The organism is bacterium (assembly GCA_035505375.1).
Taxonomy (GTDB): domain Bacteria; phylum Hydrothermota; class Tepidihabitantia; order Tepidihabitantales; family Tepidihabitantaceae; genus UBA2258.
Genome location: DATJQV010000016.1, coordinates 1 through 13,962, shown reverse-complemented (window position 1 = coordinate 13,962; position 13,962 = coordinate 1). Strand labels below are relative to the sequence as shown.

At 61.6% G+C, this 13,962-nt stretch carries 7 protein-coding genes; all 7 read left to right on the top strand.

Going from position 1 to position 13,962, the window contains the following annotated elements; all coding sequences use genetic code 11:
- The first annotated feature begins 255 nt into the window (after nucleotides 1-255).
- The 7 genes from VMH22_02590 to VMH22_02560 all read left to right on the top strand — a co-directional run bounded on the left by VMH22_02590 (nucleotide 256) and on the right by VMH22_02560 (nucleotide 13,446).
- Nucleotides 256-1,968: a class I SAM-dependent DNA methyltransferase gene (locus VMH22_02590; GenBank protein ID HTW90574.1), complete on the top strand. Its 1,713-nt coding sequence runs from the start codon at nucleotides 256-258 to the stop codon at nucleotides 1,966-1,968.
- Nucleotides 1,969-2,265: 297 nt separating this feature from the next.
- The gene (locus tag VMH22_02585; GenBank protein ID HTW90573.1) at nucleotides 2,266-2,838 is read left to right on the top strand and encodes an ORF6N domain-containing protein; all 573 of its coding nucleotides are present in this window, start codon (nucleotides 2,266-2,268) and stop codon (nucleotides 2,836-2,838) included.
- A 52-nt stretch (nucleotides 2,839-2,890) separates the two neighbouring features.
- A complete protein-coding gene (locus VMH22_02580) occupies nucleotides 2,891-4,120 on the top strand; it encodes a restriction endonuclease subunit S (GenBank protein ID HTW90572.1) in 1,230 nt (409 codons plus the stop codon).
- A gap of 168 nt (nucleotides 4,121-4,288) precedes the next feature.
- Complete coding sequence (locus tag VMH22_02575; GenBank protein HTW90571.1) at nucleotides 4,289-5,107, top strand: hypothetical protein; 819 nt, start codon at nucleotides 4,289-4,291, stop codon at nucleotides 5,105-5,107.
- Nucleotides 5,094-8,360: a DEAD/DEAH box helicase gene (locus tag VMH22_02570; GenBank protein HTW90570.1), complete on the top strand. Its 3,267-nt coding sequence runs from the start codon at nucleotides 5,094-5,096 to the stop codon at nucleotides 8,358-8,360. The genes VMH22_02575 and VMH22_02570 overlap by 14 nt, the downstream gene beginning before the upstream one ends.
- 165 nt (nucleotides 8,361-8,525) lie before the next feature.
- Nucleotides 8,526-9,785, top strand: a complete 1,260-nt coding sequence (locus VMH22_02565) for an ATP-binding protein (GenBank protein HTW90569.1) — start codon at nucleotides 8,526-8,528, stop codon at nucleotides 9,783-9,785.
- 229 nt (nucleotides 9,786-10,014) lie between these two features.
- Nucleotides 10,015-13,446: an HsdR family type I site-specific deoxyribonuclease gene (locus VMH22_02560; protein ID HTW90568.1), complete on the top strand. Its 3,432-nt coding sequence runs from the start codon at nucleotides 10,015-10,017 to the stop codon at nucleotides 13,444-13,446.
- The last annotated feature ends 516 nt before the right edge of the window (nucleotides 13,447-13,962 follow it).

Here is a 13,962-nt window from a genome sequence, read left to right as displayed (position 1 = left end):
TTGGCCAATCCACAATCGTCAATCTAGAATCCAAAATCGCCATTATGCCCGTTCGCCGCCGTGCCCAATCTTCAATCATCAATCCAAAATCTAAAATGACCATGGTGCCCGCTATCAGCCGTGGCCAATCTCCAATCGTCAATCTACAACCGGGACGGGCCCATGCCCGTCATTGCGTCGTTGCAGACAGCTTGACTTTGTCAGTCGCGAAACTATCATACGGCTCCCCTTTGGGGACACCTGAGGAGAGGCGTAATGGCTAGAACAAAGAACATTCAGCAGAAGAACGGCAACGGCGCGAACGTGGGCTTTGAAGCCCAACTGTGGCAGGCTGCGGACAAGCTCCGCGGCGTGATGGACGCGGCCGAGTACAAGCACGTCGCGCTTGGCCTGATATTCCTCAAGTACATTTCCGACGTGTTCGTCGAGCGCCACTCCGAACTGGAACGCGAGACCGCCAACCCCAAGAGCGAATGGTATGCCAAGGACGCGGCCCAGCGCAAGGAAGCGCTGGAGGACCGCGACTCCTACACCATGGCGCAGATTTACTTCGTGCCGCCCGAGGCCCGCTGGTCCTACCTTCAGAGCCGCGCCAAAGACCCGAAGATCGGCCTGCTCATCGACAACGCGATGACCGCGCTGGAGCGCGACAACCCCAAGCTCAAAGGCGTGCTGCCCAAGAACTACGCCCGTGAGCAGATAGACAAGACCACGCTTGGCGGGTTGATTGACCTGTTCGCCGGGGTCGCCTTGGGCGACAAGGAGAGCCGGTCCAAGGACCTGCTCGGCCGGGCCTATGAGTACTTCCTGAGGGAATTTGCCCTCGCCGAAGGCAGGAAAGGCGGCCAGTTTTGGACTCCTCGCTGCGTGGTACGCCTGCTGGTTGCGATGCTCGAACCGTTCAAGGGCCGCGTCTTCGACCCGTGCAACGGCACCGGCGGGATGTTCGTGCAGAGCGAAGAGTTCGTGCAGGAGCACGGCGGCAAGGTCGGCGACGTATCCATCTTCGGCCAGGAGCGGAACCAGACCACCTACCGGCTCTGCGTGATGAACCTCGCCATCCGCGGCATCGAGGGCAACATCGCCTGGAACAACGAGGGCTCGTTCCACAACGACGCACACAAGGACCTGCGAGCCGACTTCGTGATGGCCAACCCACCGTTCAACGACTCGGACTGGGGCGGGGATAGGCTCAAGGACGACAAGCGCTGGAAATACGGCGTGCCACCCGAAGGCAATGCCAACTTTGCCTGGGTCCAGCACTTCATCCACCACCTCGCGCCGACCGGCTCGGCCGGATTCGTGCTCGCCAACGGATCGATGTCCTCCAACCAGTCCGGGGAAGGCGAAATCCGCAAGAACATCATCGAGGCAGACCTCGTTGACTGCATGGTTGCCCTGCCCGGCCAGCTCTTCTACTCCACGCAGATACCCGTTTGTCTCTGGTTCGTCACCCGCGCAAAACAGGGACTGTACCAAGCGAAGCGAGGAACGAGCGGAGACGGGACTGTCCCTGCTTTGCGCGACCGCAAGGGCGAGACCCTGTTCATTGATGCCAGAAAGCTCGGCACGATGGTGGACCGCACGCATCTTGAACTGATGCCAGAAGACATACGCAGGATTGCTGACACGTACCACGCATGGAGGTGCAATCCTGCTCACCCTCACCCCAACCCTCTCCCATTGGGAGAGGGTGACCGAAGGTCGGGTGAGGGCAATCCAGCCAGCACCGCATACGTAGACATACCAGGGTTCTGTCGGTCTGCCACACTGGATGAGATACGCTCGCACGGCTGGATTCTGACGCCCGGCCGCTACGTTGGCGCTGAACCGCAGCCCGAGGACGCCGAGCCCTTTGCGGCCAAGATGAAGCGCTTGACCACCGAGCTTGAGTCGCAGTTCGCCGAATCGGCGAAGCTGGAGAAAGAGATTCGGACGAACCTGAAAGGACTGGGGCATGGCCTCTAAGCGACCAATTGTGCAACGGTCCGTTGCACAATTGCCATACGGCTGTACTGCCCTGCGTGACAACATCAAGGTGCGCGTCGCCGCCGAGTATCCTAACGGGGCAATAGTGAAACAGCCTGTTTCACTCTCGCCGGGGACCATGACGTCCAGGCGATTGCCAATTGTGCAAGCGGCGCTTGCCACAAACGCCGAGTCGGCGGGGCTGGAGAGAGATTCGGAAGAACCTGAAAGGACTGGGACATGGAGCATAGTCCTACCAACTTGAAGTGCCAAATTGGCACATCAAGTGGCCCGCTAATGCCGGCCCGACGAATAGAACAGGCCATATTGGTGATACGGGGCCATCGCGTGATGCTCAGTACGGACTTGGCCGCCCTCTATGGCGTACCGGCCAAAGTGCTTGTTCAGGCTGTGAAGCGCAACATAGAGCGGTTCCCGGAAGACTTCATGTTCCAGTTGACGCCGGACGAGTACCGCATCTTGAGGTCACAATTTGTGACCTCAAGTTGGGGTGGAGAGCGTTACCCGCCCCTCGCCTTCACCGAGCAGGGAGTGGCGATGCTGTCGAGCGTGCTGCGCAGCACGCGAGCCGTGCAGGTCAACGTTGAGATAATGCGGACATTCGTCCGCCTGCGCCGAGTCCTAGCCGAGAACGCCGGCCTCGCCCGCCGTATGGACGAACTGGAGAATAAGTACGACGTCCAGTTCAAGGTCGTCTTCGACGCTATCCGCAAACTCATGCAGCCGCCCGCACCGGAACCGAAGAAGCGCCGCATCGGTTTCGGCCCGGACGACGACCGAACCGGCTCCAGCTCCGACTTCATCGCCCGCGACAAACCTGCCGGCAGACGCCGCAGCCGCAAACCGTGAGCCATCCTCACTCTTCACTCTTCTCTCTTCACTCTTTCCTCAAGGACTGACCATGCCGAGCGAGTGGCGGGAGACGTCGTTCGGTGACCTGATGGACATCCCTACGCGGAACGGGATACACAAGGGGCCGCCGTTTCAGGGCCACGGCGTGCCGGTGGTGAAGATGGGCGAGGTATACCACACCGACGTTGTCTGTGATGCACAGCGGGATCTGCTTGACCTTACCCCGCAGGAACTAGATAGGTTGGAGGTTGTGAAGGATGACCTGCTGTTCTGTCGCACGTCGCTTGTCGCAGCGGGCGTTGGACATTGCGCCATTGTGGGCGAGTTGTCCCGGAGGACAACGTTCGCGTCGAACCTCATCCGCGTGCGTCTAGACAGCGAGAGTACCGCACCGCGATACTGGTTCTACCACTTCCGCTCCCCGGCGGGCCAGGAGCAACTTCTGTCAATCGCACGCGGCACTTCGGTGACGACGATTACGGGGCCGGATATCGCTGCGCTCCGCGTCGCTGCTCCCGATGTGGCCAGACAACGTACAATCGCCCGCATCCTCGGCGCGCTGGATGACAAGATTGAGCTGAATCGGAAGATGAACGAGACGCTGGCGCAGATGGCACGGGCGATCTTCAAGTCATGGTTCGTGGACTTCGAGCCCTTCCGCGACAAGGGCATGACCGACTCGCCGCTGGGCGGGATTCCGAAGGGATGGAAAGCGGGAACGGTTGCGGACGTGGCCAAGTTCAATGCGTGGACGCTACGCGATACCGACGATTTGGACCGGATAGAGTACATCGAGATATCCGAGGTCACGCGAGGCGACGTAGTGAACGTGCAGGTGTTCTCCCGAGGCACGGAGCCAAGTAGAGCCCGTCGTCGACTGCGGCACGGTGACACGGTACTCTCGACTGTGAGGCCGGAACGGAAGTCGTACTTCCTGTGCTTGAACCCGCCGACGAGCCTGATTGCCTCTACCGGTTTCGCCGTCTTCTCGCCAACGGCGGCGCCTTGGAGTTTCGTCCACGCCGCACTGACGCGACCGGACGTCTTTGAGCATCTTGGGACGCAGGCAGACGGCGGCGCGTATCCGTCAGTGCATGCCGAAGTCATCGCAGCTCTGCCGATACCGCTGCCGCCCGCGCCGATTCTGGACGGGTTCCAGCGTATCTGCGCGCCGCTGTACCAGAAGGCTGCATACAATCGCATTGAATCACGGACCCTCGCCGCCATCCGCGACGCGCTCCTGCCAAAGCTGATGAGCGGGGAAGTGAAGATTCGGTGAGGGAGAACAACTGAGAATGGCGACGGGGCACGACGGCGGCGGCGGGTGTGGGCCGAAGCCGAAACGTCCGCGTTCCTGCCAAAGCTGATGAGCGGAGAGGAGAAGGTTGCAGTTCCATCAGCATTTACGTAGAATTGCCCATGCTCGGTGGCCGCAGTAGCTAGACAAGTGCAAGCTACCACTCCAGCCGGTACTGAGGTGTACAACGCCGACTCACCGCCGGTCATTGCCCGTGGGGCTAGCTTCAGTGAGCCAGATCTGAAAGCGGCCCTGAGCGGATTCGTCTCGCGTATTCTTTGGGATGACGCCGGGACGGCCCAGCTTCAAGCTATCCTTACGAGCGCCGTGACCACAGGCTTCTCAGATGGGAGCGTCAAACGCGTCCTTGGTAGTCGCGCAGCCCCGGAGAACTGGCGCGTCGGCGAAGGCTTGGCCGAAGCGTTCTTGGTCGAGCATCGAGCTTGCGAATTCCCTTGGCCATCTGGCCGGGACCTCAAGAACCCCGCCGCCAGCCCTTCGGGGACAGACCTCGTGGGCTTCCAGAAGACCGATGCAACTGCAAATGCCCATCGCTTCGCGTTTGGGGAGGTAAAGACCTCCGGGCAGGAAGCGTGGCCGCCGAGTGTGATGGACGGACGCCACGGCCTGAAAAGACAATTGGAGGCCTTGCGCGATTCTACGGACGTGAAGGACCCTCTGGTGAAGTACCTTGGACACCATGCGAACGGAAAGGACTGGTTCCCTCGATACCAAAGCGCCGTGACTCGTTATCTCGCCAACCCGGCCGATTTCTCCCTGTTCGGGGTCCTCGTAAGAGACGTTGAGCCGAAGCGCGAAGACTTGGCAAGCCGCGCGCAGACGTTGGCCCTCGGCTGCCCGGCGGAGACGAGCGTAGAGTTGCGCGCGATGTACCTACCGCGCAGGTCCGTCAGTACGCTTGCACAACGCGCCCTGCAGGCGCGTGGGGGCGAACATGGCAAGAACTGAAACGGTCATGACCGAAGACGCCCTGAACCGCGTTGACCATCATTGGGCGGTCGAAGCCATCGGCGGCGAGAGACTGGCGCGAGCCGACGACGTGGCCAAGGTTCGCGTGATGCGCTCCGCCGTTGGACACCAGATGACCATTGACCTAGATGAGACCATTGCGGACAGTGGATTGGTCGAGCGCGCAGCCATGGCCTATGAGATCGCGGCCATAGAGGGGCTGGACGCGCTCCTTCATCCTTCGGACGATGTGGCACGTGTTCAACTGCGATTGCAGGCGCAGGCCGGGACTTACAGGGCATACGCTTTGAGACGAACCTTGCCGATACCGCCTGGTCCTGAAGATCGGATATACCACGTCTTGCACCTGGCCGCGCTGGCATATTGCGGTGACCAGTGGACCGACCTCCGTCGTTGGCTCAAGGACCATGACCGCGAGGTCAAACCACCGTCGGTCGCGGACGTGAGCTGGGACCGTCGAGTCCTCTATCGGCTGTTCGACTGCTGGGTGCGACTGCTGCGCAAACAGGGCTGGGATGACATCGACGGTGTCGGGGAGGTTGTTGCTGGTCTTCGCAAGGACCAGGTGCAGTACGAGACAGGCGTTCTGGCCAACCGGGACGATGTTGAGGCGCAGGCCACGGCCCTTCACCTCATCGCGTTGTACCACTGGGCGAAGGCGACGGAACTCCTCGCGGTCTACACCTTGCAGGGGCAACCAGTGGGGATTGACGCCGAGTTGGACAAACACTTCGAGGCCGGCCGGAGAGCGGCCACTGCCGCGCAAGACGCTCCGCTCGAGGTTATCCTTCGATGGCTGCACGCCACTTCCCGCAGGATGGTCGCCGGTTCGCTCTGGAAGGTGGCTCAGGCCGTCAACTCCCGTGTTGCTAGTTTCGTGAAGAGCATGACCAAGACGCGCTCGATGTTTGAACTACTGCCTCCGCAGCGCGCGGCGGTGCAGGAACAGGGGTTGCTGGACCAAGCGAGCCGTGCGGTGGTCGTGGACTTTCCGACCTCCGGAGGGAAGACCACGCTGGCGCAGTTCCGCATGCTTCAGGCGTTGAATCAATTCGACGTGGAGAAAGGATGGGTTGCCTACGTCGCGCCGACGCGCGCCCTCGTGGCCCAGTTGACCCGACGCTTCCGGGAGGACTTCAGCCCACTAGACATCCGAGTCGAGCAACTAACTGGGGCCATCGAGATAGACACCTTCGAGGACGCGATGCTCTCGCAGACGGACACCGTTCCTTTTCACGTCCTGGTTTCCACGCCGGAGAAGCTGCAACTGGTGATTCGGAACAAGAAAGTCGCGCGTCCATTGGCGCTTGTCGTCTTGGACGAGGCACACAACATCGAGGATGAGGAGCGGGGTCTGCGGATTGAGCTCCTGCTGGCGACCATCAAACGTGACTGTGACCGGGCGAATTTCCTCCTGCTGATGCCCTATGTTCCGAACGCCGGGGACTTGGCGAGATGGCTAGGAGCCGATGCGGGCAAGACGATAAGCATCGGGACCTCCCCGTGGCAACCGAATGAACGAGCCGTCGGGCTCTTCAACGCCATAGAGGACGACTCTGTTCGCGGCGGATGGAAACTCCAGTACGAAACCCTGATTACCACGCCCAAAACCATTCATCTTCGTGGCTGGCACCAAGTCGGTACCATCAAGCCGTTGAGCATTCCATTCTCCAAAGCAAAGGGTGTGTCGGTCCAGGCAGGAGCCATGGCGAAAGTCTTCTCCGAACGCGGGACCAGCATTGCGGTTGCACAGAAGATAGACCACGTTTGGTCCGTCGCGCGGACCGTGAAGGACAGCATCGAGCCGTTCAAGGACGTGCCGCCGGAAATCACCCTGGTGCAGCGATTCCTGAAAACAGAGATCAGTCCGCAGTTCGAGCTCGTCGAAATGCTCGGCTGTGGCGTCGGGGTTCACCATACGGGTCTGTCGGACGAAACCCGCGCGCTCATGGAGTGGCTCGCGGAAATCGGGGCTCTGCGTGTGCTCTGTACAACGACGACCCTCATCCACGGCATCAACTTCCCCGTCTCTTCCATTTTCCTGGCGACCAGAAAGTACCCCTACGGGAAAGAGATGAACCCAAGAACCTTCTGGAACCTCGCGGGCAGGGCAGGCCGGGTGAATCAAGAGAGCGTCGGCATCGTAGGGCTGGCCGCAGGCAACGACCCGAACGGAAACAAGCAGTTCGTCAGCCAGACCACTGGAGCTTTGATCTCTCGACTGATCGGGCTACTCGACGAAGTGGAACGCCAAGGCAAGCTCAATCAGCTTTCCAACGTCATTCAGCAAGACCAATGGTCCGATTTTCGATGCTACGTCGCCCACCTCTGGAATGAGAAGCAGAATCTCGACGCAGTGTTAGCAGAAACGGAACAACTCCTACGGAACACCTACGGCTTCGGCGTCCTGCAGGCACGCTCGGACGTCGGCGCTGGGCAGAAGGCGCAAGCTCTACTGAATGCCACCAGCGACTATGCGCGGACGCTGGCTGCCAACCCAGGTCCTGCATCCTTGGCTGATGCTACAGGATTCGCGCCAGAAGGTGTGGTCGCGGCTTTGAGGGGGTTGAGGACACTACAACGCGAATTGACTCCGACAGACTGGGAACCGATGAGCCTCTTTAGCAGCGCGGCTACATCTCAGCTGCCAAATCTAGTCGGTATCATGATGCAGATTCCGGAAATCAAGGGTGCCTTGTCAGAGATCGGCTCCGAAGGGTTGTCCCACCAACTCATAGCGAACATCACGCGCGCCTGGGTCGACGGACGTTCGATTCAGGAAATCGCGTCCGAGTTCTTCCGGGGCAAGACGGACACCGATGCGTTAACGAGTACCTGCAAAGCAATCTATAAGGTCCTCACTAATAACGGTCCTTGGGGACTCTCTGCCCTATGCAAGATGAGCGGCGTTGACTTCGACGGACTATCACCAGAAGCGAGGCGCAGCATCAACAGTCTCCCCGCCATGGTCTATCACGGCGTCAAGACCGAGGCGGCGGTGCTCATGCGTATGAATAGCGTTCCAAGGAGCATCGCGGAGCCGTTGGGGGCTGAGTTCGAACGCAAGACCGGTACCACTGCAGGCACTCAGACCGTTGGTGTGGCCCGTGACTTCCTGCGGACCCTAGGTGACGATGAATGGGGCCGATTCGCCCCCACGGGTGCTACGATGTCCGGGGAAGACTATAGGCAGGTCTGGGGTCTTCTTTCCGGCGAAGTGCGAAGCAGGTAGAGCATGAACGGAGGTAGCCCCACGGGGTTGATGGTCAAGCGGGCCATCTCAGCTTGACCTTGGAGTCTGGGGCACCGGGCCAGGGGCTGAGACCTGGTCGCCGCCTGAGGGTGCCGGCGGCGGCTGGGGCTTGCATCGGGACACGGTATAGTTATCATTCATGACATGAATAATCGTCACGAGGTGCTTGGGCGCTGTCTGGCCCCGGCCCTGAGGCGTGCGTTGTCGCGCGCGCCCGTGGTAGTGCTGACCGGGGCGCGCCAGACCGGTAAGACCACGCTTGCGCGCGACATTCTCGGCCAGGGCCGCGCCTACGTGAGCCTGGACGATGTGGAGATGGCCGACCGGGCCGAACGTGAGCCGGACACCCTCCTCGACGCCAAAGTTCCACTGACCATTGATGAAGTGCAGCGCAGTCCGGGGTTGCTGCTGGCAATCAAGCGGCGGGTTGACCGCAAGCGTGTGGCCGGGCAGTTCCTGCTGACCGGTTCATCGAATCTGGCCCTGCTCGGCCGAGTCTCGGAGTCGCTGGCCGGGCGCGCGGTGTACAAGACGCTTATGCCCATGACCTGTTCCGAACGGGCCGGCTGCGGCGCGTGCGGCCCTTGGGATGTTCTTGTGGAGTCGCCCGAGCGTCTCCGCGGAAGACGAGTACGGAGTATGGACTGGCGTGACGCGGCGTTGGCCGGCGGGCTGCCGCCTGCCGCGCTGGCCCGGGACCGTGAAACCCGCGTCGAGTGGTTGGACGGGTACGTGAAGACGTATCTGGAGAGGGACCTGCAGATGCTCTCGACCATCGAGCGCCTGGCCGACTTCCGCCGCCTGCTGCGCATCACCGCGTTGCGCACGGGACGCCTGATGAACCAGAGCGACATGGCGCGCGACGCCGGACTTGCGCAGCCCACCGCTCACCGCTACCTCGACCTGCTTGAGGCCTCGTATCTACTTCAGCGGTTGCCCGCCTACGCCGTGAACCGCACGAAGCGCCTGATCAAAGCGCCGCGGCTCTTCCTGAGCGATACGGGTCTGGCCTGTTTCCTGGCCGGTCTGCACGCAGCCGGGCAGATTGCCGCTAGCGACATGGCGGGTTTCATCCTGGAGAACGTTGTTCTTGGCGACCTGCTGGCCTGGCGTGAGACGCTGACCCCTGCCCCGGAAGTTCTGTACTGGCGAACAACCGCGGGCAAGGAAGTGGACTTCATCATCGAGCACGAGGGCAGACTGACGCCGGTCGAGGTCAAGACGTCGAGACGCCCGCACCTGGCAGACACGGAAGGGCTAGCCGCCTTTCTTGATGAGTACCGGGGTGCTGCTGGGCACGGACTTCTCATCCACACGGGCGATGAATTCGCGCAGATGACACCGCGCATCTGGGCGGTTCCGCTGGCTCTTGCCCTTGATGTGGCCGGAGACACTGAGGCGTGATGAGGCCGCAGAGGCGCCATCGAAGGAATTGGGTAGTGTCGTGCGAATTGGGTAATGAATTGGGTAGCAAGGCAAAAGGAAAGTGGAAAGTGCAAAGGACAAAGCAAAGAGGAAAGTGGAAATGACGAAGTCGGACTTCGGACTCTCCTCTTCGTACTTTCTCCTTTCCGCGTTGGTTTGTCATTTGTCCTTACAACTTCGTCCTTTCCGAAGCGCTGGTGGCGTGTAGATGGCGATAGGACGTTTCTCCGAATCCGTCGTCGAAGATGCTGCCTTAGACTGGCTGGCAGAGCTGGGCTGGGAGGTGAAGCACGGCCCTGAGATTGCGCCGGGTGAGTTGTTTGCTGAGCGGAAGGACTATGGCGACACGGTGCTGTTGGAGCGGTTCCGGGCCGCTGTGCAGCGGCTGAATCCGGGCCTGCCCGAGGACACACTGGCTGATGCGGAGCGGCGGGTGCTGCGGCCGGACGCGCCGCTGGTGGTCGTCAATAACCAGCAGTTCCATCGCTGGCTGGTGGACGGCATCACGAGCGAGTACAGGGCCTCGGACGGCAACCTGCGCGGGCATCCGGTTCGGTTGGTTGACTTCGACGACCTCGACAACAATGACTGGGTAGCGGTGAACCAGTTCACCGTTACCGAGAACGGGCACAATCGCAGGCCAGACATCGTGCTGTTCGTGAATGGCCTGCCTTTGGCCGGCATCGAACTCAAGAACCCGGCAGACGAGGCTGCGGACATCTGGTCCGCGTACCGGCAGTACCAGACCTACAAGGTCGAGATTCCTTCGCTCTACACCTACAACGATGCCTTGGTGATTTCCGACGGGCTTGAGGCGCGGATGGGCACGTTGACCGCGGGCAAGGAATGGTTCCTGCCGTGGCGAACGATTGAGGGCCAGGAGGTCGAGCCGACTTCGCGGCCGCAACTGGAAGTGCTGCTGCGCGGGGCGTTCGACCGGCGCCGGTTCCTCGACCTCGTGCGCTGGTTCATCGTGTTCGACGACGATGGGTCGGGCAGGCTCACGAAGAAGATGGCCGGGTATCACCAGTTCCATGCGGTGCAGGCCGCGGTTGATGCGACTGTTCGGGCTTCACAGCCCAAGGGCGACCGCCGGGCCGGAGTGGTCTGGCACACGCAAGGCTCGGGCAAGAGCTTGACCATGGCGTTCTTCGCAGGCCGGATTGTCGAGCATCCGGCAATGGAGAACCCGACGCTCGTGGTCATCACCGACCGTAACGACCTCGACGACCAGCTCTTCGGCACGTTTTGCGGTTGCAGGGAACTGCTGCGGCAGGAACCGGTACAGGCCGAGAGCCGGGACCATCTGCGCAAGCTGCTACAGGTCGCATCAGGCGGAGTGGTGTTCACCACGATTCAGAAGTTCATGCCGACGGAGTCGGCACCCTCACCCCATCCCTCTCCCAATGGGAGAGGGAGCAAGAGTGAGGGTATTGCGCTGACTAATCGGCGCAACATAGTTGTCATTGCGGACGAGGCGCACCGGAGCCAGTACGACTTCATTGACGGGCTGGCGCGGAGCATGCGCGACACGTTGCCGGGCGCGTCGTTCATCGGGTTCACGGCCACGCCCATCTCTTCCGCTGACCGGGACACGCGGGCGGTGTTCGGGAACGACATCAGCGTCTACGACATCCAGCGCGCGGTCGAAGACAAGGCGACCGTGCCGATCTACTACGAGAGCCGGCTGGCGAAGATTGACCTGCCCGAGACCGAGAAGCCGAAGGTGGACGCCGAGTTCGAGGAGGCGACCGAGGAAGAGGAAGTCGAGCACAAGGAGAAGCTGAAGTCCCGCTGGGCGCGGCTGGAAAAGGTCGTCGGCGCGAAGAAGCGGATTGCCGAGGTCGCAGAGGACCTGGTCGAGCACTGGGAGCAGCGGCTGGATGTGATGGACGGCAAGGCGATGGTCGTGTGCATGAGCCGCCGGATATGCGTTGACCTGCACGACGAGATTGTGAAGCTCAGGCCGGGCTGGGGCGGGGACGAGGAAACGGGCCTGCCTGCGCCGCCGACCGGCACGTACTGCGTGTACGCCCTGATGTGCGAGGACGACAGCATCTATATCGGGCAGACCGACGACTTGATGCGCCGCTGGGGCGAGCACAAAGCCGGGACCGCTGCCGAATGGACAAAGAGGCATCCACCTCGCTGGATCGCTCACTACGAGATAGTGGCATCGCGCGAAGAGGCCGTCCGCGTCGAGAAGGAGTGGAAGACGGGGTTCGGGCGCAAGCGCATCCGGCGCTTGATTGAATCTGGCCGGGCTCGGAGGTCAGACCCACCTGCGCCGGCTATCGGCGGGGCGCGGCAGGCAGGCCGCGTGAAGGTCGTGATGACCGGTTCCGCGACTGACCCGGCAGAGTGGCAGCCGCATATCCGCAACAAGGAGAAGCGGCGGAAGCTCGCGGACAGGTTCAAGGACCCGAAAGACCCATTCCAGATTGTCATCGTGCGCGATATGTGGCTGACCGGGTTCGACGCGCCGTGCCTACACACGATGTACCTGGACAAGCCGATGCGCGGGCACGGGCTGATGCAGGCGATTGCGCGGGTGAACCGTGTGTTCCGCGACAAGCCGGGCGGGTTGGTGGTCGACTACATCGGCATCGCGGACTCGTTGAAGAAGGCACTGGCCGCGTACACCGAGAGCGGCGGCAAGGGCAAGCCGACATTCAGCCAGGAAGAAGCGGTCGCCAAGATGCTCGAGAAGTACGAGGTCTGCTGCGCGATGTTCCATGGGTTCGACTGGTCGGATTGGACCGGCAAGCCGGCGCAGCGGGTTGCCCTGCTGCCCAAGGCGCAGGAGCACATCCTCGCGCAGGAGGACGGGCAGGAGCGCTACGCGCAGGTGGTGAAGGAACTGTCGGTGGCGTTCGCCCTGTCGGTGCCGCACGAGAAGACGAAGGAGATCCGGGACGACGTCGGGTTCTTCCAGGCCGTGCGGGCCGCGCTTGGCCGCAAGTCGCCGGGCCGCAGGCTGACCGAAGAGGAACTGGACCTCGCCATCAAGCAGATAGTCTCGCGGGCGATATCGGCGGACAAGCCGATAGACATCTTCGCCGAGGCGGGGCTGAAGAAACCGGACATCTCGATTCTGTCCGACGAGTTCCTGGCCGAGGTGCGCGGGATGAAGCAGAAGAACCTCGCGGTGGAGTTGCTGCGCAAGCTCCTGAACGACGAGATAAAGACGCGGTCGCGGACGTTCCTTGTGCAGTCGCGGTCGTTCGCCGAGATGCTGGAGCGGGCCATTACCGAGTACCACAACCGGACCATCGAGACACTGCAGGTCATCGAACGGCTCATCAAGCTGGCCGAAGAGATGAGGAAGTCAGCTCAGCGGGGAGAGGAGCTCAAGCTGTCGCCTGAGGAACTCGCGTTCTACGATGCGCTGGAGACGAACGACAGCGCGGTGGCAGTCCTCGGAGACGAGGCGCTACGGACGATAGCGCGCGAGGTAGCGGACAAGATTCGGAACAATGTTTCGATAGACTGGACGATGAAAGAAAGCGTCAGGGCAAAGCTCCGGGTGCTCGTGAAGCGGGTGCTCCGCAACCACGGCTACCCGCCGGACAAGCAGGAGCAGGCGACCAAGACCGTGATGGAGCAGGCCGAACTCATCGCCCCGCGCTGGGCAGCGTAGGCGATGCCTGACGCATAGAAACACCGAAGGCCGAACGACGACCGTCGAACTGCCCGACTCAAGCAGCTAACTGACCGGACTCGGCCGAGCGGGCAACCCATTTCCGATTCGAGATTGGGCGCGCCGCCGGCGCGAGTCGCTAGTCTCCCAGTCCCTCGTCCTTCGTCCTCAATCCTCATCCCTCATTCCTCTACCCTCATTCCTTAGTCCTCAAACCCTGGTCCCTAATCCCCAGCCCCTCATCCCTATTCCCCACTGCCACCCCACGCGGTTCACTTAAATGAACCGCGTGTTCCCGGCGACGCAACTGCCGATTCCTGACGCGAAGCGTGAATCGCCCGATGACGAGGTTGCGGTGGTCGAAGGTCGGGCGAGGTGACCTGCGCCCGAGGCTTGCGCTTGCAGGGTGCTGAGGTACAATCCCGGTGTATGAAGGAAGCTGTGAGTAGTCCGCTCAAGAAGGAACTAAGGGCCTACGCCGCCCACAAGTCCGAGTTGCTGCGTCGGGCATCCGGC

Coding starts and splice junctions, on each gene's coding strand:
- VMH22_02580 (HTW90572.1), top strand. CDS start 2,891: ATGCCGAGCGAGTGGCGGGAGACGTCGTTCGGTGACCTGATGGACATC.
- VMH22_02565 (HTW90569.1), top strand. CDS start 8,526: ATGAATAATCGTCACGAGGTGCTTGGGCGCTGTCTGGCCCCGGCCCTG.
- VMH22_02570 (HTW90570.1), top strand. CDS start 5,094: ATGGCAAGAACTGAAACGGTCATGACCGAAGACGCCCTGAACCGCGTT.
- VMH22_02585 (HTW90573.1), top strand. CDS start 2,266: ATGCCGGCCCGACGAATAGAACAGGCCATATTGGTGATACGGGGCCAT.
- VMH22_02590 (HTW90574.1), top strand. CDS start 256: ATGGCTAGAACAAAGAACATTCAGCAGAAGAACGGCAACGGCGCGAAC.
- VMH22_02560 (HTW90568.1), top strand. CDS start 10,015: ATGGCGATAGGACGTTTCTCCGAATCCGTCGTCGAAGATGCTGCCTTA.